Source organism: Hyphomonas sp. (genome assembly GCF_036964145.1).
Classification (GTDB): Bacteria; Pseudomonadota; Alphaproteobacteria; order Caulobacterales; family Hyphomonadaceae; genus Hyphomonas.
The window spans coordinates 811,365-837,858 of the sequence record NZ_JBALUC010000002.1 but is presented as its reverse complement, the minus strand read 5'-3'; the positions used below and the strand labels follow the sequence as shown (position 1 = coordinate 837,858).

Here is a 26,494-nt window from a genome sequence, read left to right as displayed (position 1 = left end):
TTTACGTGAACGTAAGCGGTAACCACAAGCCGCGCCAAGCGGAGGAAGAAGTATGCAAGCCAGTCCCCTAGATGTCCCAAAGGCCGCTTGGCGCCAGGATGAAGAGCTCGAGATTTTCTCGGATGCCGTCGGCCAGTTCTTCGAGAAGGAATGTGTGCCGCACGTGCCTCAATGGCGCAAGGACGGCATCGTCCCGATGGAAATCTGGAAGAAAGCCGGCGAGATGGGCCTGCTCGGCGCGTCTGTGCCGGAAGAATATGGCGGCGCGGGCGGCGACTTCCGCCACGAAGCGATCATCATCGAGCAGCAGCAATGGAAGGGCGTCGACGGGTTCGGCATCACGCTGCACAATGCGATCATCGCCCCTTATATTGTAGCCTACGGTACTGAGGAGCAGAAGCGCCGCTGGCTGCCGGGAATCTGTACCGGCGATTTGGTTACTGCGATTGCAATGACCGAGCCGGGTGCTGGCTCTGACCTTCAAGGCATGAAGACCACGGCCAAACGTGACGGCGACGACTATGTTATCAATGGCTCGAAGACCTTCATTTCGAATGGCCAGACCGCAAACCTGATCCTCGTTTGCGTGAAGACGGACCCGACCCAGGGCGCCAAGGGCATTTCGATTGCCGTTGTCGAGACAGACAAGGTGGAAGGCTTCCGCCGTGGCCGTAACCTTGAAAAGGTCGGCCAGCATGCTGCAGATACATCTGAGCTGTTCTTCGATGAAGTGCGTGTGCCAGCTTCCAACCTTCTTGGCGAAGTGGAGGGCAAGGGCTTCATCCAGCTAATGCAGAAACTGCCGCAGGAACGCCACATCATCGGCCTGCAGGGCGTCGGCATGATCGAGCGGGCGATCCACGAGACCGTCGAATATGTGAAGGGCCGCAAGGCGTTCGGCGGCACGATTTTCGATTTCCAGAACACCCAGTTCAAACTGGCCGAATGCAAGACTGAAGCGACCGTCGCCAAGGTGTTTGCCGATCATTGTACGGAGCGCCTGCTCAAGGAAGAGCTCGACGCCGCCACCGCGTCCATGTCGAAATACTGGATCTCTGATCTCCAGTGCAAGATCGTCGACGAGTGTCTCCAGCTGCATGGTGGGTTCGGCTACATGGACGAATATCCGATCGCGCAGATGTATGCAGACGCGCGCGTTCAGCGTATCTATGGCGGCGCCAATGAAGTCATGAAAATGCTGATCGCGAGGACGCTCTAGTTTCCAATGCCTGACAGTCATCTCATTCGTGATGTCTTTCCGAAGCCGAGCCCGTCCTCGACATCGCTTGGCTTTGAACTCCTGGCGCTCGACATGAAAGCGCTGACAACCCGGGTGCGCTTTGAGGGCCGCCCGGAGTTCTGCAATCCGGCAGGTGTCATCCAAGGCGGCTATCTTGTCGCCATGATGGATGATACGATTGGCATGCTCGCCGGGATGAAGGCGGGCAAGACGAAGCTCCCTTCGACGGTTGATTTGCACACTCATTTCCTGCGCCCTGTCCGTAAAGGCGTCATCGAAGTTTCAGCGCGTCTAAGGAATGTCGGCCGCGCCATGTTGTTCGCGGAAGCCGAACTGTTTGATTCCCGCGGCAAGGAAGCTGCCCGTTCCGCCGCGAGCCTGACCCTCAATCCGGTACTAAAACCGGCAACCTGATCTTACGTTTTAGAAGGAGCCTCTCCAATGACTGAAGCCTATATCTACGACGCGGTGCGTACGCCCCGCGGTAAAGGCAAGAAAAGCGGATCGCTGCACGAAATCACCGCGCTCAGCCTTGCGACCCAAGTCCTGCAAGCCATCCGTGACCGGAATGAACTCGACACGTCCAAGGTGGACGATGTTGTTCTTGGCTGCGTCAGCCCGGTGGGCGAGCAGGGCGCAGACATCGCGCGCGTCGCCGTTCTGAATGCCGATTATGCTGAAACGACCGCGGGCGTCCAGGTTGACCGCTTCTGCGCCTCCGGCCTCGAAGCCTGCAACATGGCCGCGTCCAAGGTCATGACCGGCGAGGCCGACATGGCCATCGGTGGCGGTGTTGAAAGCATGAGCCGCGTGCCAATGGGCGCGTCCGGTGGCGCGTGGTCTTCCGACCCGCAAGTCGCCCTCAAAACGTACTTCGCCCCGCAGGGTATTGGCGCTGACACGATCGCCACCAAGTATGGCTTCTCCCGTGATGACGTTGACGCCTTCGCCGTTGAGAGCCAGAAGCGCGCCGCAACGGCCTGGAAAGAAGGTCGCTTTGCCAAATCCATCGTTCCGGTGAAAGACCAGATGGGCGGCATCCAGCTGGCCCATGACGAACACATGCGCCCTGACGCTGACATGCAGTCGCTCGCGGCACTGAACCCCTCCTTCGCTGGCATGGGCGCCATGGGCTTCGATGAAGTCATCAAGCAGCGCTATCCAGAACTGGAAGCGATTAATCATGTGCACCATGCCGGCAACTCGTCCGGCATCGTGGATGGCGCTTCAGCGGTCCTGTTCGGTTCGAAGGAAATGGGCGAGAAGTTCGGCCTCAAGCCGCGCGCGCGCATCCGCGCCATGGCCTCCATCGGCTCCGAGCCGGGCATCATGCTGACCGGCCCGACCTATGTGTCCCAGAAGGTTCTGAAGAAGGCCGGCATGGAAGCCAGCGACATCGACCTTTACGAACTGAACGAAGCCTTTGCATCGGTCGTCCTGCTGATGATGCAGAACCTCAATATCCCGCATGAAAAGATGAACGTGAATGGCGGCGCCATCGCTATGGGCCACCCGCTCGGCGCGACCGGCGGCATGATCCTCGGCACGATGGTCGACGAACTGGAGCGCTCCGGCAAGGAAACCGCTCTTGTCACCCTCTGTGTCGGCGCCGGCATGGGCACCGCCACGATCATCGAACGCGTTTAATCAAGATACAGACGAACGGAATACACGATATGGAACTCGAAACATTCGGTTGGGACGTCGATGGTGACGGCATTGCGCACGCAGTCTTTGATGTGCCAGGCCGCAGCATGAACACGCTGACGGCAAAAGCTGTTGCTGATATCATCGCAATCTCCAAGGAAGTCGCGTCCAATGACGCCATCAAGGGCCTGGTGATCTCGTCGGGCAAGCCGAGCGGCTTCTGTGCCGGGGCGGATCTTGGTGAAATGAACCAGAGCGCTGGCGCCGGAAAGTCGCCTGTGGACATGTCCGAAGCAGAGCTGAAAAAGGCGCAATTCGATCGCGGCTTTTCGCTCAATAAGACGCTGCGCGAACTGGAAACCTGCGGCAAGCCGGTGGCCGTCGCGCTGAACGGCCTTGCCCTTGGCGGCGGTCTCGAAGTGGCGCTGGCATGTCATTATCGCGTTGCGGCGAATGACAATCCGAAGCTGCAATTCGGCTTGCCGGAAGCCAAGATCGGCCTCCTGCCGGGCGCAGGCGGCACCCAGCGCCTGCCACGCCTGATTGGCGTTCAGGCGGCTCTTCCACTGATCCTGCAAGGCGAAAGCTTCAATGCCGAGAAGGCGCTCGCCATGGGTGTCGTCCAGGAACTCGCGCCGTCGTCCGAAACGGTCGACAAGGCAAAAGCCTGGGTCAAGGCCAATCCGAAGGCGCAAGCGCCTTGGGATGAAAAAGGCTTCAAGGTTCCGGGCGGAGTCGTGCATCGCAGCCCCGGCGCTGGCCAGGTTGCGACCATGTCGAACGCCATGCTGATGGCCAAGACTTATGGCAACTATCCGGCGCAGAAGAACATCCTGTCCTGTGTCTATGAAGGCATCCAGGTGCCGATCGATGCCGGTCTCCGGATCGAGACACGTTACTTCATCAACACGCAGCAGCGCCCGGAAGCGAAAGCCATGATCCGGTCCCTGTTCCTGTCGATGCAGGAATTGTCCAAGGGCGGGAACCGCCCGGCCGGTCATCCGAAGACGGAGTTCAAGAAGATCGCTGTCGTCGGCGCGGGGCTGATGGGCGCAGGCATCGCTTATGTCCAGGCCAAGGCCGGTATCCCGACCGTGCTCGTCGATGTTTCGAAAGAGAATGCCGAGAAGGGCAAGGATTATTCCCGCCGTCTCGTAGAGAAGGCCGTCTCTCGGGGCAAGTCCACGCAGGAGAAGGGCGACGCTTTGCTCGACCTGATCACGACGACGGACAATTATGATGACGTCAAAGGGTCAGATCTGGTCATCGAAGCCGTGTTTGAGAATGTCGAACTGAAATCCAAGATCACCAAGATGGCGGAAGCCGTTCTGGACGAAGACGCAGTCTTCGGATCGAACACATCGACACTGCCAATCACGGGTCTCGCAGAAGCATCTACGCGCCCGGAAAACTTTATCGGCATCCACTTCTTCTCGCCCGTCGAGCGCATGGGCCTCGTTGAGATCATCAGCGGCGAAAAGACCAGCGAAGCGACCCTCGCCAAGGCGGTCGATTATGTGCTGGCCATCCGCAAGACGCCGATTGCCGTCAATGACAGCCGCGGCTTCTATACTTCGCGTTGCTTCGGCACCTATACGCGCGAAGGCATGGAGATGCTGGCCGAAGGCATCAAGCCGGCGATCATCGAGAATGTCGGCCGTCAGTCCGGCATGCCGATGGGCCCGCTGGAAGTTTCCGACTCTGTTGGCCTCGACACCGCACTGAAGGTGACACGGGCAACCGCTGAAGCCGCTGGCATCGATCTGCAGACGGATGACCGGACGCAGTTCCTCGCTTGGCTCGTGGAAGACCAGGAGCGCGTGGGCCGCAAGGCCGGCAAGGGCTTTTACGACTACAACGAAAAGGGCAAGCCGGAGCGCCTCTGGCCAGACCTGAACACGCAGCTTGAAGTGAAGGTGGACGAATGCCCGCCAGACCTGAAGAAAGAGCTGACCAACCGCTTCCTGATCCGTCAGGCTGTGGAAGTGGCCCGCTGCTTTGAAGAGGGTGTCATCACCGATGCGCGCGATGCCGACATCGGCTCGATCCTCGCCTGGGGTTTCGCGCCATACACTGGCGGCTGCTGTTCCTACATCGACCTGATCTGGGGCATCAAGGAATTCGTCGCCGAGGCGGACAAGCTCGCGGACAAGTATGGTGACCGGTTCCGTCCGGGCGACCTGCTCCGCGACATGGCGGCCAAGGGCGAAGGCTTTTACGACCGCTTCCCCCCAGCCGGCAAAGCTGAGAAAGTCGCTGCGTAAGTCCTTGTCGCCGAATATTTTCACGCCTTGAGCGAACATTGAAAGACCGGTCGTGATTGTTTCACGATCGGTCTTTTTTTGTTGCTGACCCTGACAACCAATACGGGAAATGTGTTCTCGCGATCACTAAAGGTCGCGGGGAAAATGGGGAGAATTCCATGCTGAAATATGTTGCGGTCGCTGCGGCCGCGATGAGCCTTTGCGCATGTGCCACGGTCACAAAGGGGACCGAAGACACGGTCACATTTGAATCTACGCCTTCGGGAGCAGCCGTTTCTTTCAACGAAGTCACTGGACGCATCAATCAAAGCGGATGCACAACTCCGTGCACGATTGAATTGAACCGCAAGTACACCTACTCGGTTGAATTCGAGAAAGAAGGTTACGAAACATGGGTTCAGTTGCTTGAGCCGAAACTCTCGGGTGATGGGACAGCTGGCATGGCTGGCAACATTCTGCTCGGCGGAGTTATTGGCGCTGCGGTGGATGCTTCCACAGGCGCGATGAATGACCTCAGGCCGAATCCAATGGTTGCAACGCTGGTTTCTCTTGAAGAGCCAATCGAAGTTGAGCCTACCGAAGAGGTTGCTGAAACAGCGACAGACGCAGCCGATGAGGCTGGTTCATGATCTGCCTCTTTTAGGGCAGCTCTTCATGAAAAAGGCCGGAGCATTGCTGCTCCGGCCTTTTTTTGTTGTCTTGGGGAACTGACCGCCTAGCGCTTGGCGCGGGACCACCAGCCGGAGCGTTTGGGCTCGGCTTTCTTGGCCGGCTTGGCTGCGGGCTCAGGGGCCGGTTCGGGCGCAGCCTGGTCGGCCATGGCGGGTTCGGCCTCTGGCTCAGGCTTTGGTTCCGGCGCAGGCGTCTCGGCCACGGGCTCTGGTTTGGCCTCAACGATCGGCTCAGCTTCTGGCTCAGGCTCGGCCTTGGCCGGTTCACTGGCCTCTGCCTCACTGCTGGTTTCAGCGGCCAATGCTGCGTCCTTTTTCTTGGCGCGTGAGCGGCGGGGGCGCTTCGGTTTGGCCGGCTTTTCTTCACTGTCGGCTGGAGAATCTTCCGTCTGCGCCTCAGACGGAGCGGTCTCTTCAGCCGGTGCCTTGGCCGGCGTGTCTTCCGCAGCGGGCTCTTCGCTTACCTTGGCTTCGCTCGGCGGAATATCGTCCAACATTTCCGGAGCACTCGCAGCGAGGCCGTCCAGATAGGCGCCGCCATCTGCTGGCGCTCCATCGGCTGCCTCGGTGCGGGTGTCTGAAGACCGGCGCCGCCGACGACCTCCGCGACGGCCCCGGCGGCGGCGCTTGCGAGGGGCGCCATCCTCTGAGTCGTCGTCAGTGTCTGACGTGGCTTCGGCGCTGTCGTCGCCGTCTTCATCGCCATCCTCGCCGTCAAGCCTGGCTTCGTCATCCTGCGACTCGGCTGCTTCCTGTTTCCGGCCACGCCCGCCCCGGCGCCGACGGCGCTTGCGGCGGGTGCCTGTGGATTCATCATCTTGTTCGGAGGATGCTTCGGCGGTGGTGTCGTCTTCGCTCTCGTCGTCTTCATCCTCGTCATCGCTGACAATTTGCTTGCTTGGCTTGGCAAGCGAGCGGGGTGGCTTGCGCTTCTTCGGCTTGCCGTTCGGGTCACGCTCGGCATCGATCACGAAGTCGCCCGGAAGCATGTCTTCGGAAGAGTGAATGGAAACGGCAAAGCCGGCCATCCGCTCAACTTCGACCAGGGCTTCCCGCTTGTTGTTCAGCAGATAGAGCGCCACATCGGTCGGAGCCTTCACCGAGATGGCTTTCAGGCCGCCCATGGAAGAGCGCGCCTCAATGGCCCGGATCAGCTGCAGAGCCGCCGACGGGATGGAACGGCGACGGCCAGTGCCGTTGCATGCTTCGCACGGATCGGAGGTCGCCTGCAGCACGCCCTGGCGGCGACGCTGGCGGGAAATTTCCATCAGGCCGAATTGAGAGATGCGACCATGCTGGACGCGGGCGCGGTCCACCTTGAGGTGATCCTTCAGCTTTTTCTCGACGGCGCGATTGTTCTTGTTCTCATCCATGTCGATGAAATCGATCACGATAAGGCCGGCGAGGTCCCGCAGGCGCATCTGGCGGCAGGCCTCTTCCGCCGCTTCGAGGTTCGTGCGCAGGGCGGTCTGCTCGATATTGCGCTCGCGGGTGGACTTGCCGGAGTTCACGTCAATTGCGACCAGGGCTTCAGTCTGGTTGATGACGAGATAGCCGCCGGATTTCAGCTGGACGGTCGGGGAGTAGATGGAATCGAGTTGCTGCTCGACCGCTTCCGCCACGAAGAGCGGATCTTCCTCTTTCCATTGCTGAACCTTCTTGGACTGGCTCGGCATGATCAGCTTGGCGAGGTCCTTGGCTTCCCGATAGGCGTCCTCGCCATGGACGAGGACTTCCTCGATATCCTTGTCGAACATGTCTCGCATCGCCCGGTGGACGAGCCCGCCCTCGGCATTGATCAACATCGGCGCTTCGGAGGTCAGCGTCTTCTCGACAATGTTTTCCCAGAGCTTGGAGAGGTATTCATAGTCGCGCTTGATCTCGGCCTTGGTGCGCTTGGCGCCAGCAGTCCGCACGATCAGACCCATGCCGTCCGGGACATCCAGTTCGGAGACAATGGATTTCAGGCGTTTGCGGTCGGCGCCATTGACGATCTTGCGGGAAATGCCACCGCCGCGGGGCGTGTTCGGCATCAGGACCGAATAGCGGCCTGCGAGAGAAAGGTAGGTGGTCAGGGCTGCGCCCTTGTTGCCACGTTCTTCCTTGACGACCTGGACCAGCATCACCTGGCGGCGGCGGATGACTTCCTGGATCTTGTAGCGTTTGGAGATCGACGCCCGGCTGGACTTCTTGCGGCGCGGCGTAGATGCGGTCTTGGCTTCACCGCCATTTTCCTCGGAGGAGTCTTCGGATTCATCAGAATCCTCGTCGTCCGCATCATTGTCAGCTTCATCAATGTCGTCGAGGTCGGCGCCATCGCCGTCCTCATCATCTTCGTCTTCGATCTGGGCAGCGGCTTCTTCGGCCGCTTCCTTCAGCAGGGCTTCGCGGTCTTCCGCCGGAAGCTGGTAATAGTCGGGGTGGATCTCGCTGAAGGCCAGGAAACCGTGGCGATTGCCGCCATACTCAACGAAGGCTGCCTGCAGGGAAGGCTCTACGCGCGTTACTTTTGCGAGGTAGATGTTTCCGCGGAGTTGTTCGTTGCCAGTTGTTTCAAAGTCAAAGTCGTCGACCTGACCATTGTTGACGATCGCGACACGGGTCTCTTCCGTATGCGAGGCGTCGATTAGCATGAGTTTGCTCATGTAAAGGAACCTTATGAGCCGGCGCGGCGGCTGTGGATGCGTCAACGCACCTCAAGCCAGCCGCAAGGCCGGTCTGTAAATTTAGGGGGAGGATACGGTCACACCGACCCGACTGCCCCATGGGCAGTACAGAAAAATCGGTTTTGACTACTGTACCCGCGTACATCTTCTCTGCTTTCCGGAGCGCGGCGCCCGCTTGCCTTTTCGGTGAAGCCGGGATCGCTGTCGCGACGTTGGGAAACTTGCTTGGTAGGCCTGATTGGCAGCTACCGGACGATACTGCCCAATTTTGACCGTCAAGAAAAGACCAAAAAGGGCGCTGAGGCTGTGTAATACGTATCCTGTGGTCAATGCTGGGTTAATATTCGGTCTGGTAGGGAAAACCCTCGAATCCGGAATACATGAGTTCTGATGACTTTTATACGCCTTCTTTGTCTTGTGATCCCCTGTCTCTACGCGGGTTTTGCTGCCTCGGCCAATATTAACCGGGTGCAGGTGGTGGGCAATGGAGAGCCGACCCGGATCACGGTCTGGGCAGATTCCGAGCAGGAGGGCCGCGCCTTCCTCGCCGAATCGGGCGACGCCCGCAGTCTCGTGCTGCCGATACAGGGACCTGTGACCCCCGCCGTGGGCGATGGCGGCGGCGGAGTGGCCACTTGGGCCTTGTCCGAAGGCGCGCTCAGCTTCGCGCTTGAGCGCCCCCTGATGGTCGCCCGTGTCCTGTCCCTGCCACCCGCAGGCAATGAGCCCTCCTACCGCGTCATCATTGACTTGCAGACCGTCTCCGAAGCCAGATTCAGCAGCGCCGCGAAGAAGGATATGCGCAAGCTGGCCTCCTACCAGGCCAAGCAGCGCAAGGAAGAACTCGCCATCGAGCTTGCCTCGCTTCGGCCGGACGCGCCGTTGCCAGCGTCCCGTCGCATGGTCGGTCAGTCCTACACCGTCGTCATCGATGCCGGCCATGGCGGCAAGGATCCCGGCGCGCGGGCCATTACCGGGGGTGTGGAAAAAGATATCACCCTGCGGGCGGCATTGGCGCTTAAACAGATACTCGAGGCTGATCCGCGCTATACGGTGCGCCTGACCCGGGACACCGACGTCTATGTCGACCATGAAGTACGCGTCAGCATGGCCCGCGATTGGGGCGCCGACCTGTTCATTTCCCTGCATGCCGATGCGGCGGGCAATCGCGAAGTGGCGGGTGCGTCGGTCTATACGATCAGCGCCAATGGCGAACGCCGGATCGACAAGGAAGCCAACCGCAACAATTGGCGCATTCCCCTTGAGGATGGTGCGCCCCAGCGCGTCAGCAGTATTCTCGAAGACCTCGTGAAACGTGAAACCAAGACGCACTCGTCCGAATTTGCGGAGATGTTGTTGCCGGAACTGGAGAAGTCCGGGCCCGTCCTTCGCAATACGCATCGTGAGGCAGGCTTCTATGTTCTGCTCGCACCGGATGTCCCGGCCGTCCTCTTGGAGATGGGCTTCGTGACCAATCGCTCCGATGCCCGGCGCCTGCAATCCGACCGCGACCTGCGCAAGGCCATGTCGGCCGTCAAGCGCGGGATCGACCGGTTTTTCGACAAGCAGGACATCCTGCTGGCGGGGCAGGGTTAGAGCGGGGGAAATCCCTTGCAGCGGCGCACCGATACTGAGAAGTTGGCCTCTATGATCTTGTTGCGTTGCATTGTGATGTCGTCACTTCTGGCACTCTCAGCTTCCTGCTCAAACAGCGGGGGGCTGCGCCATCTCGACCCGTCACTTATCCACAATGGACGCCCGACAGAGGCCGAGGCCTATAGCGATTTCCTGATCGCTCGCTTCGCCGCGATGACCAACGACCCGCAGAAGGCGGCAGAACATTACGCCTTGGCGATTGATACGGCGCCAGAGAAATCCGGCATAGCCGATCGCGCCCTGTTCGCTTCGCTTCTGTCCGGCGATTACCGCGAAGGGGTCCGACTTGCCCAACGCGCAAACACGCTCGGCAGCGAAGCTGCGCTGGTTCGACTGACCCTGGCGGTTGAGGCATTGCGGGTCGGCCGGGACGACGAAGCCCGTCAGATGCTGGAGCAGACCCGATTTGGCCCGTTCAACCGGATGATTGCGCGGGGCCTGTCGGCCTGGCGCGTGGTCGACACGCAGGGAACTGATGCGGCGGTGCGCTATCTTGAGGATGGCTTGTCCGGTGATCCGCGACTGGACAGCGCGACCCTCTACATGATGGGCCTGATCGAGATGTCCGCCGGCAATGATCATACGGCGCTGTCGGTCTTCAATACGCTTTGGGAATCCGGAGCGCGCCTTGCCGTCGGCGTTGAGGCACATGCGCAGCTCCTGGCGTCTCGTGGCCAGCGCGCCGAAGCGCTCGAAATTCTCAACACGTTCGACGAAACTGTTGGCCACAACGCCTCGATTGCGCGCCTGCGCCAAGCGATCGAAGCGGGCGAGAGGATCAAGGTCCGGCGGCTGGACCCGGATGAGGGGGCTGCATTGGCGGTCTACGTTCCCGCCGCCGCCCTGATGAGCCAGACCGATGATGATGTGTCGGCGGTTTATTTCGTTCTGGCCCTTGCTCTGGATTCAGACCTTCACGTCGCCCGGTCGCTCTGGGCGCAATCGCTGTCGAATGCCGAACGCTGGGACGAAGCCATCTCCGTGCTCGCGCGCATTCCGGAAGGGTCGGCCTTCTACGCCACATCCCGTGGCCAGATTGCCTGGGCGTTGCAGCGCAGTGGCCGCAGCCAGTCGGCGCTGGCCGTCGCTGCCGAGGCACTGGACCATTCACCGGACCGGGGCCTGAAGGTGCAACTGGCCGATTTGTATCGCGCCGTGGGCAGGCAGGCTCAGGCCGAGGAATTGCTTGATCAGATCATCCGTGAGGATGCGCGCCATAACCGCGAAGACTGGCGACTGTTCTTTGCGCGCGGCGTATCCCGCACCGAACTCGGCGATTGGGCGGACGGCGAGCGCGACCTGCTCAAGGCGTTGACCCTGCAGCCTGACGATGCGTCGTTATTGAACTATGTTGGCTATTCCTATGTGGACCGCGGAGAACATCTGGACCTGGCCATGGACATGATCCGGCGGGCGGCCGAGATGGAGCCGAATGCCGGATATATCATCGACAGTCTCGGCTGGGCGCACTACCGCTTGGGCAATTATGACCAGGCGACCGAACACCTCGAACGGGCAGTGGAACTGGAACCCGGTGATCCGGTCGTGAACGATCATCTGGGGGATGCTTATTGGCAGACTGGCCGCAAGCTGGAGGCACGGTTCCAGTGGCGGCGCTCCCTGACCCTCGATCCCACCGATGGGGAGCGTGACCGGATCGAAGCGAAACTGGTGGCCGGGCCAAGCATCCCACTGGTGAAGCAGGCGGAGTCCGACGCGGGCGTCCAACTGCCCAAGCCCGTCCGCCCCTAGCCGACATGGCGATCTGAGATGCCGACATCCCTCGCACCTGCCAAGGTCAATTTATTCCTGCATGTCGGCGCCGTTCAGCAGAATGGCCGGCACCCGCTCGATTCCTTGATCATGTTTGCAGGCCCGGAGGCGGCCGACCGTGTTTCTGCGGAACCGGCGGATACGCTGACGCTCGATATTGCCGGCCCATGCGCCGCTCATCTGGATGCCGATGACGATAATCTGGTGCTTCGTGCGGCCCGCGCCCTGTGCGCCAGAGAGGGCAGGGCGCGGGGCGCCGCCCTCACGCTCGAAAAGCATCTCCCGGTCGCAGCGGGCATCGGGGGCGGCTCGGCTGACGCTGGCGCGGCCCTGCGGGTCCTGCAGGAGCTTTGGTCACTGGATAGCGATCTTGTCAGGCAGGTGGCGGCGCCCCTCGGGGGAGACGTGCCCGTCGCGCTGGAAGGGCGCACCGCCCTGATGCAGGGCGAAGGCGAAATTGTCCGCGCTCAGACGGGCTTGCCCCAACTGCCTACCGTGCTCGTCAATCCGGGCCTCGATTGCCCTACGGGACCTGTCTTCCGCGCCTTCGATGAGGGCGCAGGGGGAACCGGTTTCGCAGCGCTTGAGGCCGTGCCCGATTTGCCCTCGCCCGCAGAGGTAATCGAATGGCTGAAGGACCAGCGTAACGATCTTGAGCTGCCGGCGATCCGGCTCGTTCCGGAAATTCGGGGCGTGCTGGACACCCTGAACGTAACACCGGGCGCGCGGCTCGCGCGTATGAGCGGATCAGGGGCGACCTGTTTTGCGCTGTTTGAAACGATTGAAGCCGCCCAATCCGCCGCCAGGACCCTTGAACGCGCGCACCCGTCATGGTGGATTCGCGCCACAAGTTTGGGGGACGCGCGGTGACAATTCTTTATTTGATTGCCGGTTCGGCCCTAATCTCCTTCGTGCTCTGCACGCTCATGCGCCGCGTGCCGCTGCTTGATGCGCCGGATGGCGGCCGCAAGCAACAGAAGGCGCCCGTGCCGCGAACCGGTGGGATTGGCATCCTCGGCGCGATCCTGATCACGCTTGCCGCGTTCGCGCTGTTGTCCGACCCCGCGTCCCTCAACGGGATGGGAGCCGGCCAGTTCCTGTTCGTGGTGGCGCTCGCCCTGACGCCTTGGGTGATTGGATTTCTCGATGATTGGCTCGGCTTGTCGGCGCTCCTCAAGCTTGTGCTGCTATGTGGTTGGGCCCTCGTTGCCGCGGTTCCGTTTTTCCTGTCTGGCGGGGCAGGCGGGTGGCTGATCGGACTGGCCGTGATCGCCTGGCTGATCGTAATCACCAATGCCGCCAATTTCATGGACGGGGCGAATGGCCTGGCCATGGGATCGGTGGCGATCATGCATCTGGGCCTGTTCCCGCTTTTTGCGGTGCTCATGCTATGCTTTGGCAATTGCGTGCGGGATCCGGCCGGCGAGTTCGCCATGGTCGCGCAGTTCGCCATGTTTGGTGCCGTGCTGGGTTTCCTTGTCTGGAACATGCGCGGGGTGCTTTATGCTGGCGATTGCGGCTCCCTTGGCGCGGGCGGGCTGTTTGGCCTGATGGCGGTCTACCATCTGGGCGAGGGCATGGATGGTGTTCGTGCGGCCCTGTTGGGCCTAACGCTGGCGCTGCCCTTCCTGGTCGATGTCTTGCTGACTCTTGTGTGGCGCAGCTTCAAAAGACGCAATCTGTTACAGGCGCATACTGACCATGCCTATCAGCGCCTGATTGCGCGCGGCTGGGGCCATGTCGGTGTGGCGGCATTCTGGTGGGGCATGACACTGATCTGCGCCATTATGGGGGTGGTCACCCTGTTCGGCGCCGCAGAGTCAGCGGAACAGGCGAATGCCTTTCCTGTCCTGCAACTGGTTACGCTGCTTGCGCTTGCGGCGATCGGGGCAGCTTTCTGGTCGCTGGAGCGCTTTCGCGCTCAGTAGGCCCGGCTCACACAGAAATCCGTCAAATCTTCAAGGGCGCGGCGATAGGGCGACTCCTCAAGCGTCCTCAGCGCCCCCTTGGCGAGTGCGGCATAGGCTTCGGCTTCCTGCACGGTTGCTTCGGCGGCCCCAGTGGCGCGGATCAGGTGAACCGCATGAGCGAGGTCTGCGTCCTGCTGGGTTTCCGGGTTCATGGCCCGGTTCCAGAACAGACGGTCCTCATCTGAGCCGCGACGCTTCGCGATGATGATGGGCAATGTAATCTTGCACTCGCGGAAATCGTCGCCGACAGACTTGCCAATGACAGATGTGGTGCCACCATAATCCAGCACATCGTCGATGATCTGGAAGGCCAGGCCGAGATTCTTGCCATAGGTGGCGAGGGCATGCGCGTAACGGTCGCCACCGACCGACATGGCGCCGGTTTCCGCGGCCGCTTCGAACAGCGCGCCAGTCTTGGCCTCGATGATGGCCAGATAGTCCTCGGTGGGCAGGTCACGGGCCTGCATCGCCGCCAATTGGCGGACCTCGCCTTCAGCAATCACGGTCGAAGCTGTCGCCAGCCGATTCAGGATTTCGAGGCTGTTGGTCTCGACCAGCAGATTGAAGGCGCGGGCAAACAGAAAATCGCCGACCAGGATCGAGGCCTTGTTGCCCCAGATCGCTTTAGCGGCGGGTTTTCCGCGGCGCAAATCGCTCTCGTCGACCACATCATCATGCAGCAGGGTAGCCGTGTGAATGAATTCCACGGCGGCAGCTAGAGCATGAGTGGCCTTGTTGGGCTCTCCAACCGCATGGGCGGAAATCAGTGTGATCAGGGGCCGAAGCCGCTTTCCGCCTGCCGAGACGATATAGCCCGACAGGTCCGGGATTACGGAGATCGGGCTCGCCGCGCGGGTGGCCAGTAAAGTTTCGACTTCACCGAGGTCTTTGGCCACAAGCGTCTGCATTCGATCCACGATGGAACCGGCGGCCTCTTTGCCTCTTGGTTTTGGCGAAAGGATCACGTTGTTGCTGGCTCCCATCATTTCTCTGACGAAATGGGAAATAGTCTTAGGATGAGTTCGCATCAAGCGCGCCGTGGCACCCCGACGCATCTGACGGCGATGTGTTGTGGCGAAATCTCGCTTGGTATGCGAAACATATAGGTAATTGGATCGTTGAGAATACTCCAACAAGGAAAGGTTCCCACATGAAGCCATATGCAATCCTGATTGCCGCCGGCCTGCTCGCAGCGTGCGCATCGAATGCCGCCTATGGGCCAGCGTCAAAATCCGGAGCGATGGGCTATTCCAGCCAGCAGATCGAAACCGGCCGCTACCAGGTCTCCTATACGGATTCCGATCCCTCCCGTGCGCGCGACCGGGCGTTGCTCCGGGCAGCCGAACTAACGCTGCAGGAAGGCTCCGACTGGTTCGAGATCACCAGCAGCTTTACAGACCGGTCAGAAGAGGGCCGGAGCGGCGGCTCCAGCGTCTCGATTGGCGGATCTTCCGGGTCACACGGCCGAAGCAGCAGTGTTGGCGTGGGCGTGGGGATTGGTATTCCGATCAACGGGAGCAGCAGCGGTTCGGTGACGGAAGTGCTCGAAATCGTGACTGGCAAGGGTGCCAAGCCCGACCGGCCGGCGGTATATGATGCCCGTTCGGTCGACATCAATCTGCGCGGAACGGTGACCGAATGAAGGAAGTCTTCCGGACCAACGACCTCGTCAAGCTGAGCTATATTGAGCATCTGCTACAGGAAGCTGGCCTCAAATATTTCATTGCCGACCAGCATATCTCGGCTGTGGAAGGCAATATCGGCGCGTTTCCGAGGCGCGTCATGGTGCCCGAAGAGCTTCTGCAAGCGGCCGAAGCGACCCTCTCAGAAGTCGAACGCGGCTAGTGGGCGGGATTACGGAAGACACGCTCTATCAGGGACAGATCACACTGTTCCAGCCTGAAAAGGGATTCAGGGCGAGCACGGATTCGCTCATGCTGGCTGCCGCGCTGCCGGAAAAACAGGGCGGAGCCGCCCTGGAGATCGGGTGCGGATGTGGGGCCGCGCTTTTGACGGCTGCGTTCCGCCTGTCACAGATGCGTGTGACGGGCGTCGATATTGATGAGGGCATGACCAGTCTCGCGCAGCAATCTGTCTCGTCCAACCAGTTCGAAGACCGGGTCTGTGTGGAAACCGGCAATGCCGCCGAATGGGTGCGCGACAAGGAAAACCGGTTCGACGTTGTTTTTGCCAATCCGCCCTATTTTGAGCCTGGCCGAATTTCGGCGCCAGGCGCGGAGAAAGCCGGCGCTTACCTCGAATCGCTCAGTCTTGACGGCTGGATCAAGGCGATGGCCTTTGCGGCCAAGCCCCGCGCGCCTGTCGTCATCATTCATCGCGCTGCCGAGCTCGCCCGGATTTTGTCTGTCCTTGACCGGCTCACGGGGGAGATCACCGTCCTGCCGATTGCGTCCCGGCATGGCGAAGAGGCCCGCCGGGTATTGGTGCGTGGGCGCAAAGGACTGAAACGCGGGCAGGTGCATTTGCTGGCACCGCTGCTCACCCATACGGTAGAGGGACAAGCCAGCCCGGAGCTCAACGCGATCCGGCACGGCGAGGCCATCAACTGGTAATCCGGTTTTTCTGGGAATTGCCACATTTGCGGTCTAGGGTCGTGATTAGGGTAGGGCGCAGAAAAGGAGTTGGCCATGTTCGGATTTTTGTTCTTCGGCTTCCTGTTCATCGGTCTGGTCCTGGCGATGCTCGGTCATGGCGGTTTCTATCGCAAGGTCACCGGTCGCGGCGCAGGATCGAACGATCATGAAGATTCGCGCGGGTCTTTCTGATCGCATTCCCGTGCTTGCCTCGCCCAGCGCGCGGCTGTAACCCGGCATGTAATCGATATCCGGATCCGAGCCATGACCGCCCCCAAGGCACACGCCAAACCGAAATCCTTTCAGGACCTCATCCTGACGCTCCAGGCCTATTGGGCCGACAAGGGCTGCGCGATCCTCCAGCCCTATGACATGGAGGTTGGCGCCGGGACGCTGCACCCTGCGACTGTCCTGCGAGCACTTGGGCCGAAGGAATGGCGCGCCGCCTATGTGCAGCCCTCGCGCCGCCCGAAGGATGCGCGCTATGGCGAGAACCCGAACCGGCTCGGCCATTACTACCAGTTCCAGGTCATTCTGAAACCGAACCCTGACAATCTTCAGGACCTCTATCTCGAAAGCCTCTACGCCATCGGCATCGATCCGACCGTCCATGACATCCGCTTTGTCGAGGATGACTGGGAGAACCCGACTGTGGGCGCCTGGGGCCTCGGCTGGGAAGTCTGGTGCGACGGGATGGAAGTCAGCCAGTACACCTATTTCCAGCAGGTCGGCGGGCTCGACGTGTTTCCTGTGTCAGGTGAGCTGACCTATGGTCTCGAACGTCTCGCCATGTACGTGTTCGGCGTCGACAATGTCTATAATCTGCCATTCAACGATCCGGAAAGCGCTGTGCCGCTGAGCTATGGCGACGTGTTCCTTGAAAACGAGAAACAGCAATCCGCATTCAACTTCGAGCATTCCGATGTCGAGATGCTGAAGCGCTGGTTTGCCGATTGTGAAAACCAGTCGAACGCCCTGCGCGATGCTGGCAAACCTTTGCCAGCTTATGACTATGCGCTGAAAGCATCGCACACCTTCAACCTGATCGACGCGCGCGGCGCCATCAGCCCGACCGAGCGTCAGGCCTATATTGCCCGTGTCCGGGACCTTGCCCGCGGCGCGGCGGCGCAATGGGCCGAGCAGGAAGACGCGCAAGCCTAGACTCGATCTCTGACAGATTTGGTCATTCCGCGCGGTAGGGGTAACCTTGCCGGTGTGGGAGGACGCGTCATGTTACGCTGGATACTCGTTTGCCTTATGGGCCTCTGTCTCGCGCTCGGCGCGGACGCGAAGACCAAGCGCGCCCTGATCGTCGGCGTTGGCGACTACGAACAATTGCCAGACCTGCAGAAGACGACCGGGGACGCCACCGGCTATTCCGAAGCGTTTGGCGAGGAACTGGGCTTTGAAGTCACCCGCCTGATCGATCCGGGCACGATTGAGTTTCTCGAGGCGCTGGACGGTTTCCTCCAATCCATCGAGCCGGGCGACGAGGTGGCTTTCATCTTTTCCGGGCATGGCTGGTCGGACGGGGCCGACAATTTCCTCGCCTTGACCGATGCGCCGCTCGAATCCTCCGAATTCGCCCTGAAACGCCAGACCGTGTCGCTGTCGAATGACGTGTTGGCCGAGATCAAGGCACGCAAGCCGGGCCTGTTGTTCGCCATTGTGGATGCCTGCCGGGACAATCCCTTCGACACCGGAACGCGCAGTGTGACCCGCGGCCTGTCGCGGCTTGAGATCGTGCCCGGCACTTTGGTCGTCTATGCGGCGGGCACACGCCAGAAGGCGCTCGACCGGCTGGGGCCGGAGGACGAGTCGCCCTATTCGGTGTTCACGCGCAGTCTGTTGCCTCGCCTCAGCGATCCGGCCAATCCGTTGCTGCGCAGCGTGGACGAGACGCGCACCGAAGTTGCGACGCTGGCCTCCTTGATCAATCATGAGCAACGCCCGGCGATCTATTCCGATGTGTCGCTGGATTATTGTTTTGCTGGCGCGTGCCGGGTGGAGACCGGCATGGATCAGGAAACCACTGATTGGGTCGAAATCTCCAGCGCCGGTTACACGGCAGTCGACCCGTGTACCAAATATGCGCGGCATTTGGAGCGCTATCCCGATGGCAAATTCGCCGATGTCGCGAAGCGCAATCTTGCCAATCCGCCCTGCGCCCGCACGCGTCTGAAGCTGAAGGAAGTCTCCCATTTCGGAGACCTGAACGGCCATAGCGACGAGATCTATGGGGTCGATTACAGTCCGAGCGGCCGCTTCGTGGCGAGTGCGTCGGCGGACAATACGGCCCGTCTCTGGATCGTCGGCATGAGCGCGGATCTGTTCGGGGAGACAACCGAGTTCAAAGGGCACACGGCACCCGTCCTGACCGTGCGCTTCAGCCCGGACGAGGAACGGTTGGTCACGTCATCGGAAGACGGTACGGCGCGCATCTGGAGTGCAATCGGCGGCGAGGCCCGGCTGGTGCTGGAGGGGCATCAGGGCGTCGTTTCTTACGCCGAATACAGCCCCTTCGGGGACCGGGTGATGACTGCCTCCTATGACGAAACTGTACGTATCTGGGACGCGCGCACGGGCGAGGAGATGTTGCGCCTGTCGGGCCACTCGGGCGCGGTACGGTCAGCGCGGTACAATTTTGATGCAAGCCGTATCGTCACGGCGTCGAATGATGGCACGGTGCGTGTCTGGAATGCCGAGACCGGCGAGCAACTCCGCATGGTCGAGTCCGGCGCTGTGCCGGCAACCTATGCCACCTTCAGCCCTGATGGAGAGCGCATCCTCGTTGCCTCTGCCGACAAGGCGGCCCGCATCTGGAGCGCGGATGGCGAAGTCCTCGAACTGACCGGCCATGACGCTCCACTCTGGAATGCGGCCTTCAGCGCGGATGGGGAATTCGTGGCCACCAGCGCCATGGATTTGTCCGGCAGGATCTGGGATGCCGAGACCGGGGCTTACCTGGCCGGTGTGCAGGATTTGAGCATGTTCGGCGCGAACTGGATCGAGTTTGCGCCGGACGGCAAAAGGCTGGTCGTGTCCATGAAGGGCGGCGCCGTACAACTGTGGCAGCTCAGCTTCGGGGCCGACTAGACGGCCCATCTGCACGTCCAGCGCTTGACCCCGCCGCCCGCGCTAGTATGCCGTGCAAGCTTGTAATTACTGGCTGGACCCCTTCATGGCAGACCTGATTCTCGAACTCTTCTCAGAGGAAATCCCCGCGCGCATGCAGGCGAAGGCCGAGAGCGATCTCGGTGCGGCGCTGGAAAAGACGCTGGGCGAGGCGGGGCTGAACTGGTCGAAGCTGGAAACGGCCTCCGGTCCGCGCCGCCTGGCCGTGTTCGTGGACGGGCTGTCGGAGCGCTCCGCCGATGTGAAGGAAGAGCGCAAGGGCCCCAAGGTCGGCGCACCGGACAAGGCGGTCGAGGGCTTCCTGCGCGGCGCAGGGTTGAGCGATATCAGCCAGGCCGAAGTGCGTTCCGATCCGAAGAAGGGCGACTTCTACGTTGCCGTGATCGAAACGCCGGGCCGGGATGCGACCGACATCATCGCCGAGGCGGTGCCCGCCATCATTCGCGGCTTCCATTGGCCCAAGAGCATGCGCTGGGGCACCGGGGAGCTGCGCTGGGTACGCCCGTTGCAGCGGATTGTTTGCGTACTGGATGGGAAAGTGGTGCCGTTTGATGTGGATGGCATTGCCAGCGGCGACGAGACCGAAGGCCATCGCGTGCATGGCCGCGGACCGTTCAAGGTAACCTCCCGCAAGGATTATGAGGGCCACCTCAGCGGCGCAGGCCATGTGAAGCTGACGCGAGATGCGCGGCGCGAGGTGATCCTCGCCGGCATCGAAAAGGTGTGCGCGGATGCCGGCCTCGAATGGATTGAAGACAAGGGCCTGCTTGAAGAAGTCGTTGGCCTCGCCGAATGGCCGGTCGTCGTGCTCGGCGACATGGACCCGGCCTTCCTGGCGCTGCCGCCGGAAGTGATCCAGCTGTCCATGCGGACACACCAGAAATACTTCGCCGTGAATGACAAGACCACTGGGAAGCTTGCGCCGAACTTCATCCTTGTTGCGAATATCGAGGCCGCTGATGGTGGCAAGAAGCTCGCCGAGGGCAATTCACGTGTCCTGTCGGCGCGGCTCGATGATGGGCGCTTCTTCTGGGAGAAGGACAAGGCGACCCCGCTAGAAGAGATGGCCAAGAAATTGTCGACCATCGCCTTCAAGGCTGAACTTGGCAGCCTAGGCGACAAGGTGGAGCGCGTCGCCGCGCTCGCCCGCGAACTCGCCCCCAAAGTTGGTGCCGATCCGGAGATTGCCGAACGCGCCGCGCGTCTCGCCAAGGCCGACCTCGTTTCAGAAATGGTTGGGGAGTTTCCAGAGCTTCAGGGCGTCATGGGCCGGTACTACGCGTTGGAAGCGGGTGAGCCCGAAGCCGTCGCCGATGCCATCCGCGATCATTACAAGCCGCAAGGGCCGAGCGACTCCGTCCCGAGCGACCCGGTCGGCATCGCCGTTGCGCTCGCCGACAAGCTGGATACGCTGGTTGGATTCTGGGCGATTGATGAGAAGCCGACCGGCTCAAAGGATCCTTTTGCGCTGCGCCGGGCGGCGTTGGGCGTCGTTCGGATATTGTTGGAATATAAGATTTCTTTGCAGATTAACCCTGCTCTGGTTGCCAAATGGTATGCAAATGCTGTGGTTCAAACGTTCGAATGGTCTCTTGAACAAAGAGTTCAGGAAAGCTTTTCCAGTTATAGGGACGAGGATAAGTTAGAGGCCTCATCGTTAGAATGGCTCCTGCTCGATCATGACAAATTGTATTCGGCAAATGTAGCTTCAATTAGGAAACTTACGGCGGCCATAGAGGTCGCACCCGAGAGTTACGGAGGGAGCAAAGCGGAAGCGGAAGCGGCTGAATCTGCGGAAAAGCGCGTCATATCCCGGGCGAAGACTATAGATAAAATTGTTTCACTCGCTGAAGAAATTCAGTGGGAATTTGATTCCGCTGAAGGACGGTTTAATATTGCTTGGGAGCCAGAACTGCCGGAATGTATACGTGTCGTTTCATCGTCGTTGGGTGAAGATCTCCTCTCCTTTTTCGCCGACCGCCTGAAGCAGCACCTCCGCGACCAGGGCCAGCGCCATGACCTGATCGATGCCGTCTTCGCCCTCGGCGAGGATGATCTTGTGCTCATCACGCGCCGCGTGGAAGCGCTGGGTGCGTTCCTCGATACCGAAGACGGCGCAAACCTGCTCGCAGGGTACAAGCGCGCGGCCAACATCCTGAAGGCTGAGGAGAAGAAGGGCGATCTGCCTGCTGACCTCTCCGTCAATGACGCCCTCATCGCCAAGGGTCCAGCCGAGGAAAAGGCCCTCGCGAAAGCCCTGTCCGATGTCGAGGCCGCCATTGAAGGCCCGCTCAAATCCGAAGACTTCACCGCCGCCATGGCCGAACTCGCCAAATTGCGTGGTCCGGTGGACGATTTCTTCGAAGCCGTCATGGTCAATGACGAGGATTCCGCAGTGCGCGCGAATCGCCTTGCGCTGCTCACAAAAATTCGTGGAACGCTTCACCGCGTAGCGGATTTTTCCCGCATTGATGGCTGATACAGGTTAGAGCGCCCCCGCGCCGCTGTGTCAGACTGAAACGGCCCGTCTGCACGGGAACGCGCCAATGTGTCACGAACAACGTTGTCACCCGGCGCGTGCCCTTTCGGACACTGGCCAATGGCGCTGCAATGCAGCATAGGAATTGCAATTCGCCCCGCGTAAGCACGGGGCATTCGAGATATGTATCGGAAGGCAGAATTCATGGGTGAAGCGGCACTGAAACCAGCAGACGAAACCTGGGTGTATGCTTTTGGAGGCGGCAGCGCAGATGGCGACGCCTCAATGAAAAATCTTCTTGGCGGCAAGGGCGCGAATCTCGCTGAAATGGCCAAATTGGGCCTGCCAGTGCCACCGGGATTCACGCTGACGACCGCAGTCTGTACCGCCTATTACGAATTGGAGCGCCAATATCCGGCGGCGCTTGAAGCGCAGGTCGATGCTGCGCTGGAAGCGGTGGAAAAGGAAACCGGCAAAGGCTTCGGAGACCCTGAAAACCCGTTGCTCGTCTCCGTGCGTTCCGGCGCGCGCGCCTCGATGCCCGGCATGATGGATACGGTTCTGAACCTCGGCCTGAACGAGACGGCCGCAGCGGGCCTTGCCAAGAAAGCCGGCGAGCGCTTCGCCTATGATTCCTATCGCCGCTTCATTCAGATGTATTCCAATGTCGTGCTGAACATCAGCCATGACGAATTCGAGCACATCCTGGACGATTACAAGGACCGTCAGGGCTATGATCTCGATACCGAGATGACGGCCGATGACTGGAAGAAGATCATCTCGCTCTACAAGGATGCCGTTCAGTACAATCTCGGTCGCCCGTTCCCGGATGATCCCAAGGAACAGCTCTGGGGCGCCATCACAGCCGTGTTCGGCTCCTGGATGAATGACCGCGCGATCACCTATCGCAAGCTGAACGACATTCCCGAGGAATGGGGCACCGCCGTCAACGTGCAGGCGATGGTGTTCGGCAATCTCGGCGAGACGTCTGCCACGGGCGTGGCGTTCACGCGCGACCCGTCGAATGGCGACCCGGTGTTTTATGGCGAATACCTGATCAACGCGCAGGGCGAAGACGTTGTGGCGGGCATCCGCACGCCTGCGCCGATCTCGCGCGAGCGCGCCGACACGCTGGGCTCCACCGATGCACCGCTCGAAGAGTCGATGCCGGAAGTCTACACCCAGCTGCGCGACGTCGCGAACGCGTTGGAGCAACACTACAAGGACATGCAGGACCTTGAGTTCACGGTCGAGGATGGCCGTCTCTACATGCTGCAGACCCGGACCGGAAAGCGGACGGCGGCGGCAGCGCTCAAGATCGCGGTCGACATGGCCCGTGAAGGTCTGGTGACGGAGGAAGAGGCTGTGCTGCGTCTTGAGCCGTCCCAGCTCGACCAGCTGTTGCACCCGACCATTTCCGAGGATGCCAAGCGCGACGTGATCGTCATGGGCCTGCCCGCCAGTCCCGGCGCGGCGGTCGGCAAGGTCGTGTTCGAGTCAGAAGACGCTTGGGCAATGGCCGAAAAAGGCGAGGATGTGATTCTCGTGCGTATCGAGACCAGCCCTGAAGACATCAAGGGCATGCACGCCTCCCGCGCCATTGTGACGGCGCGCGGCGGCATGACCAGCCACGCCGCCGTTGTGGCGCGCGGCATGGGGCGTCCGTGCGTCTGTGGCGCCGGTGGCCTGCAGATCGACTACAAGACTGGCGTGTTCCGCGTCATGGGACGCGAGATCAAGAAGGGTGAGGTCATCACCGTGGACGGCGCGACCGGCCAGGTGATGATGGGCGCCGTAGAGATGCGCCAGCCTGATCTGTCGGGCGATTTCGGCCTTTTGATGGGCTGGGCCGATAAGGTGCGCACTCTTAAGGTGCGGGCCAATGCAGAAACGCCACTCGACACCCGCACGGCTGTCGATTTCGGCGCCGAAGGGATCGGCCTCTGCCGCACCGAACACATGTTCTTTGAGGAAGAGCGTATTCCGGAAGTGCGCGCCATGATTCTCGCGGATAGCGAGACTGGCCGCCGCGCCGCGCTTGATAAGCTGCTGCCAATGCAGCGCAGCGATTTCGAGGAAATCTTCCGCATCCTGGAAGACCGCCCGGCTACGATCCGTCTTCTGGATCCGCCGCTGCACGAATTCCTGCCGCACACCGATGCAGACATGGATGAGGTGGCCAAGGCCTCTGGTGTCAGCGCTGAGGAGCTGCGCCGCCGCGCCGCCGAACTGCATGAGAGCAATCCCATGCTGGGCCATCGCGGCTGCCGCCTTGGCATCACCTATCCGGAAATCTACGAGATGCAGGCCCGCGCGATTTTCGAGGCCGCCGTTAATGTTTCAAAGGAAACCGGGCGTAAGCCGATCCCGGAAGTGATGATCCCGCTGGTCGCCACCCACAAGGAACTGGCGATCCTCAAAGCGGTCGTCGACGAAGTGGCCAAGTCGGTCTTCTCCGAAACCGGCGTCGCGCTGGACTATATGGTCGGCACGATGATCGAGCTGCCGCGCGCTGCGCTGCAGGCTGGAGAAATTGCGAAATCAGCGGCGTTCTTCTCCTTCGGAACCAATGATTTGACGCAGACGACGCTGGGGATTTCCCGCGATGATGCCGGTCGGTTCCTGAAAGCCTATGAAGACAAGGGCATCTACGAAAAGGACCCATTTGTGACACTCGACCAGGTCGGTGTAGGCGAATTGGTCAAAATGGCCGCCGAACGGGGCCGTAATTCCCGCCCCGGAATCAAGCTCGGAATCTGCGGAGAGCACGGCGGAGACCCTGCTTCGATTAACTTTTGTCACCTGACGGGACTCGATTACGTGTCCTGCTCTCCCTACCGTGTGCCAATCGCGCGTCTCGCAGCGGCACACGCGGCCCTGAAAGCCAGATAGAGACATACGTCACCGCCGAATCGGGCAGGATTTGGGTGTTGCGTTCGCGCAACACCCATTTTTGTGCAGTGCGAAAAGTTTCACGAATTTTGCAGAAATATTCCACTGTATTACAGAGACTTGCCGGGCTTCTCTTCATGTGACGGTTTAAATCTGGAAACCGGGGCTCATCTATCCTGACAGAAAAGTCACTCACATATCTGGCCAGCTTCTTGCTAGGTACCCTGAGAGATGGATATCCAAGTCCAATCGGGGCCTGAAAAGGTCTCATCCTATTAAGTCAAACCAACAACACCCGGGTTTCATATGACGGAATATATCGTCTGCCGGGGGATTGGGGAGCGGTGATGTTAAGAGTTCTTCAACCACGAAGGGCGACTCTATCGCCAATGCGTGGGCTCCAAGAGCAGCTCAAGCGTTGGTGGATGGCTATGACGAATGAAGAGCAAAGAGATATTGTCATTCGCGGTGCGACCATTGCGGTCTGTGCCGTCGCAGCGACTGTAACTCTGCCCCTGATCGGCGAACTCCAGATGGAGAAGCGCGCCGAAGCTGATTTCCACGCGGAAGCAGTACGCCTGGCCTCCATTGAGGACGGCGGCGTGACTGTGCGCGCAGATCCCATGACGCCCAGCCTGCTGGACACGCCGTGGATCCGCACTGTCGAGTACACGCTGAAGCGCGATACCGATTCTTCCATGAGCCGCTATGCGATGCGCGACCGTGATGGTGCAGCGCTTTCATCGCTGGTTTCGTTCCGTCCGGAACACATCAAGCGCGCTGAAAAGATTAATGACGAGGCGCAGTGCCTGTCCCAGGCGATCTATTACGAGGCCGGGACGGAATCGCTGGGCGGCAAGATGGCCGTCGCCGAAGTCATCGCAAACCGGGTCCGCGACCACCGCTATCCTGACAGCGTCTGTGACGTTGTTTTCCAAGGGGCGACGCGCACTACGGGTTGCCAGTTCACCTTCACCTGTGACGGCGCCCTGACCCGCGCCCCACGCGGCCGCAACTGGGACACTGCCCAGAAGGTTGCTGCGCATGTCCTGATGAACCTCAACGAGGAGCGGACCGGCGGCGCGACGCACTATCACGCCACCTATGTGGACCCGATCTGGAGCGCCGGCCTGATCAAGACCGACAAGATCGGCCTGCACATCTTCTACCGCTTCCCGCGGGGCGCCGAATGGGCGCAGGTCCGCCAGAATTACAATCGCAAGCGCGAGCGTGTCATCACGGCTGCGGCCGAGGCGGATGTGAATGCGGCGGCAACGTCCGTTATCAAAACCACCGACGACGCCAAGGTCGAGAAAGTGGCCATGAACGCCCCGGCACCGACCCTGTCGCCTGCTTCGGTGACTACGTCGACGCGCACGATCACCAATGGCGCGCCGAAATTCAACACGGTGCGCAAATCATCTGATGTGTCTGCCTATACGGCGGCCCAGGTGACGCAGGCGGCGGTGAAAAGCTCCGCTTCAGCCGCCGGCGCCATGAACTAGCG

General features: G+C 60.7%; 20 protein-coding genes. 18 read left to right on the top strand and 2 right to left on the bottom strand.

Annotation, left to right across the window (positions count from 1 at the left end):
- Positions 1–52: 52 nt before the first annotated feature.
- The 5 genes from V7660_RS08935 to V7660_RS08915 all read left to right on the top strand — a co-directional run bounded on the left by V7660_RS08935 (position 53) and on the right by V7660_RS08915 (position 5,780).
- Positions 53–1,219 (top strand): acyl-CoA dehydrogenase family protein, encoded by a 1,167-nt coding sequence (locus V7660_RS08935; RefSeq protein ID WP_335602735.1) that lies wholly within the window; start codon positions 53–55, stop codon positions 1,217–1,219.
- 6 nt (positions 1,220–1,225) lie between these two features.
- The gene (locus tag V7660_RS08930; protein ID WP_335602734.1) at positions 1,226–1,654 is read left to right on the top strand and encodes a PaaI family thioesterase; all 429 of its coding nucleotides are present in this window, start codon (positions 1,226–1,228) and stop codon (positions 1,652–1,654) included.
- Positions 1,655–1,681: 27 nt separating this feature from the next.
- Positions 1,682–2,887: an acetyl-CoA C-acetyltransferase gene (locus V7660_RS08925; RefSeq protein WP_206992606.1), complete on the top strand. Its 1,206-nt coding sequence runs from the start codon at positions 1,682–1,684 to the stop codon at positions 2,885–2,887.
- 29 nt (positions 2,888–2,916) lie between these two features.
- Entirely contained in the window at positions 2,917–5,151 is a 2,235-nt protein-coding gene (locus V7660_RS08920) for a 3-hydroxyacyl-CoA dehydrogenase NAD-binding domain-containing protein (protein WP_335602733.1), read from the top strand.
- A gap of 158 nt (positions 5,152–5,309) precedes the next feature.
- On the top strand, positions 5,310–5,780 hold the full coding sequence (locus V7660_RS08915) for a PEGA domain-containing protein (RefSeq protein WP_335602732.1): 471 nt from the start codon (positions 5,310–5,312) through the stop codon (positions 5,778–5,780).
- Positions 5,781–5,866: 86 nt separating this feature from the next.
- On the opposite strand, the gene V7660_RS08910 is transcribed toward V7660_RS08915, so the two are convergent.
- Positions 5,867–8,467, bottom strand: coding sequence for an Rne/Rng family ribonuclease (locus tag V7660_RS08910; RefSeq protein ID WP_335602731.1), 2,601 nt, complete (start codon positions 8,465–8,467; stop codon positions 5,867–5,869).
- A 411-nt stretch (positions 8,468–8,878) separates the two neighbouring features.
- Here V7660_RS08910 and V7660_RS08905 point away from each other — a divergent pair, with 411 nt between their 5' ends.
- Genes V7660_RS08905 through V7660_RS08890 form a run of 4 tightly spaced genes read left to right on the top strand, consistent with a single transcriptional unit; the run spans position 8,879 to position 13,845 of the window.
- On the top strand, positions 8,879–10,084 hold the full coding sequence (locus V7660_RS08905) for an N-acetylmuramoyl-L-alanine amidase family protein (protein ID WP_335602730.1): 1,206 nt from the start codon (positions 8,879–8,881) through the stop codon (positions 10,082–10,084).
- Positions 10,085–10,135: 51 nt separating this feature from the next.
- A complete protein-coding gene (locus tag V7660_RS08900; protein WP_335602729.1) occupies positions 10,136–11,896 on the top strand; it encodes a tetratricopeptide repeat protein in 1,761 nt (586 codons plus the stop codon).
- 18 nt (positions 11,897–11,914) lie between these two features.
- The gene (locus V7660_RS08895) at positions 11,915–12,787 is read left to right on the top strand and encodes a 4-(cytidine 5'-diphospho)-2-C-methyl-D-erythritol kinase (RefSeq protein WP_335602728.1); all 873 of its coding nucleotides are present in this window, start codon (positions 11,915–11,917) and stop codon (positions 12,785–12,787) included.
- A complete protein-coding gene (locus tag V7660_RS08890) occupies positions 12,784–13,845 on the top strand; it encodes a glycosyltransferase family 4 protein (protein WP_335602727.1) in 1,062 nt (353 codons plus the stop codon). Before V7660_RS08895 ends, V7660_RS08890 begins: the two co-directional genes overlap by 4 nt.
- Here V7660_RS08890 and V7660_RS08885 read toward each other — a convergent pair.
- Positions 13,839–14,795 (bottom strand): polyprenyl synthetase family protein, encoded by a 957-nt coding sequence (locus V7660_RS08885; protein WP_335602726.1) that lies wholly within the window; start codon positions 14,793–14,795, stop codon positions 13,839–13,841. The genes V7660_RS08890 and V7660_RS08885 overlap by 7 nt on opposite strands.
- Positions 14,796–15,037: 242 nt before the next feature.
- Between V7660_RS08885 and V7660_RS08880 the strand changes: the two genes are divergently transcribed.
- The 9 genes from V7660_RS08880 (at position 15,038) to V7660_RS08840 (ending at position 26,492) form a co-directional block, all read left to right on the top strand.
- Positions 15,038–15,529 carry a CC0125/CC1285 family lipoprotein gene (locus tag V7660_RS08880; RefSeq protein WP_335602725.1) on the top strand — a complete coding sequence of 164 codons (492 nt, stop codon included), beginning with the start codon at positions 15,038–15,040 and terminating at the stop codon, positions 15,527–15,529.
- Complete coding sequence (locus tag V7660_RS08875) at positions 15,526–15,732, top strand: putative signal transducing protein (RefSeq protein WP_335602724.1); 207 nt, start codon at positions 15,526–15,528, stop codon at positions 15,730–15,732. The genes V7660_RS08880 and V7660_RS08875 overlap by 4 nt, the downstream gene beginning before the upstream one ends.
- Positions 15,732–16,460 (top strand): tRNA1(Val) (adenine(37)-N6)-methyltransferase, encoded by a 729-nt coding sequence (locus tag V7660_RS08870; RefSeq protein ID WP_335602723.1) that lies wholly within the window; start codon positions 15,732–15,734, stop codon positions 16,458–16,460. Before V7660_RS08875 ends, V7660_RS08870 begins: the two co-directional genes overlap by 1 nt.
- 75 nt (positions 16,461–16,535) lie before the next feature.
- Positions 16,536–16,673, top strand: coding sequence for a hypothetical protein (locus V7660_RS08865; protein WP_335602722.1), 138 nt, complete (start codon positions 16,536–16,538; stop codon positions 16,671–16,673).
- Between the two features lie 72 nt (positions 16,674–16,745).
- Positions 16,746–17,642 (top strand): glycine--tRNA ligase subunit alpha, encoded by an 897-nt coding sequence (locus V7660_RS08860; RefSeq protein ID WP_335602721.1) that lies wholly within the window; start codon positions 16,746–16,748, stop codon positions 17,640–17,642.
- A gap of 69 nt (positions 17,643–17,711) precedes the next feature.
- Positions 17,712–19,577: a caspase family protein gene (locus V7660_RS08855; RefSeq protein WP_335602720.1), complete on the top strand. Its 1,866-nt coding sequence runs from the start codon at positions 17,712–17,714 to the stop codon at positions 19,575–19,577.
- 85 nt (positions 19,578–19,662) lie between these two features.
- Positions 19,663–22,095 carry a glycine--tRNA ligase subunit beta gene (glyS, locus tag V7660_RS08850; protein ID WP_335602719.1) on the top strand — a complete coding sequence of 811 codons (2,433 nt, stop codon included), beginning with the start codon at positions 19,663–19,665 and terminating at the stop codon, positions 22,093–22,095.
- 204 nt (positions 22,096–22,299) lie between these two features.
- Entirely contained in the window at positions 22,300–24,987 is a 2,688-nt protein-coding gene (gene ppdK / locus V7660_RS08845) for a pyruvate, phosphate dikinase (protein ID WP_335602718.1), read from the top strand.
- A 425-nt stretch (positions 24,988–25,412) separates the two neighbouring features.
- Positions 25,413–26,492, top strand: a complete 1,080-nt coding sequence (locus V7660_RS08840) for a cell wall hydrolase (RefSeq protein ID WP_335602717.1) — start codon at positions 25,413–25,415, stop codon at positions 26,490–26,492.
- Positions 26,493–26,494: the final 2 nt, after the last annotated feature.

Coding starts and splice junctions, on each gene's coding strand:
- V7660_RS08910 (WP_335602731.1), bottom strand. CDS start 8,467: ATGAGCAAACTCATGCTAATCGACGCCTCGCATACGGAAGAGACCCGT.
- V7660_RS08875 (WP_335602724.1), top strand. CDS start 15,526: ATGAAGGAAGTCTTCCGGACCAACGACCTCGTCAAGCTGAGCTATATT.
- V7660_RS08930 (WP_335602734.1), top strand. CDS start 1,226: ATGCCTGACAGTCATCTCATTCGTGATGTCTTTCCGAAGCCGAGCCCG.
- V7660_RS08920 (WP_335602733.1), top strand. CDS start 2,917: ATGGAACTCGAAACATTCGGTTGGGACGTCGATGGTGACGGCATTGCG.
- V7660_RS08865 (WP_335602722.1), top strand. CDS start 16,536: ATGTTCGGATTTTTGTTCTTCGGCTTCCTGTTCATCGGTCTGGTCCTG.
- V7660_RS08900 (WP_335602729.1), top strand. CDS start 10,136: ATGATCTTGTTGCGTTGCATTGTGATGTCGTCACTTCTGGCACTCTCA.
- ppdK (WP_335602718.1), top strand. CDS start 22,300: ATGGGTGAAGCGGCACTGAAACCAGCAGACGAAACCTGGGTGTATGCT.
- V7660_RS08860 (WP_335602721.1), top strand. CDS start 16,746: ATGACCGCCCCCAAGGCACACGCCAAACCGAAATCCTTTCAGGACCTC.
- V7660_RS08895 (WP_335602728.1), top strand. CDS start 11,915: ATGCCGACATCCCTCGCACCTGCCAAGGTCAATTTATTCCTGCATGTC.
- V7660_RS08935 (WP_335602735.1), top strand. CDS start 53: ATGCAAGCCAGTCCCCTAGATGTCCCAAAGGCCGCTTGGCGCCAGGAT.
- glyS (WP_335602719.1), top strand. CDS start 19,663: ATGGCAGACCTGATTCTCGAACTCTTCTCAGAGGAAATCCCCGCGCGC.
- V7660_RS08840 (WP_335602717.1), top strand. CDS start 25,413: ATGGCTATGACGAATGAAGAGCAAAGAGATATTGTCATTCGCGGTGCG.
- V7660_RS08925 (WP_206992606.1), top strand. CDS start 1,682: ATGACTGAAGCCTATATCTACGACGCGGTGCGTACGCCCCGCGGTAAA.
- V7660_RS08905 (WP_335602730.1), top strand. CDS start 8,879: ATGACTTTTATACGCCTTCTTTGTCTTGTGATCCCCTGTCTCTACGCG.
- V7660_RS08855 (WP_335602720.1), top strand. CDS start 17,712: ATGTTACGCTGGATACTCGTTTGCCTTATGGGCCTCTGTCTCGCGCTC.
- V7660_RS08885 (WP_335602726.1), bottom strand. CDS start 14,795: ATGCAGACGCTTGTGGCCAAAGACCTCGGTGAAGTCGAAACTTTACTG.
- V7660_RS08915 (WP_335602732.1), top strand. CDS start 5,310: ATGCTGAAATATGTTGCGGTCGCTGCGGCCGCGATGAGCCTTTGCGCA.
- V7660_RS08880 (WP_335602725.1), top strand. CDS start 15,038: ATGAAGCCATATGCAATCCTGATTGCCGCCGGCCTGCTCGCAGCGTGC.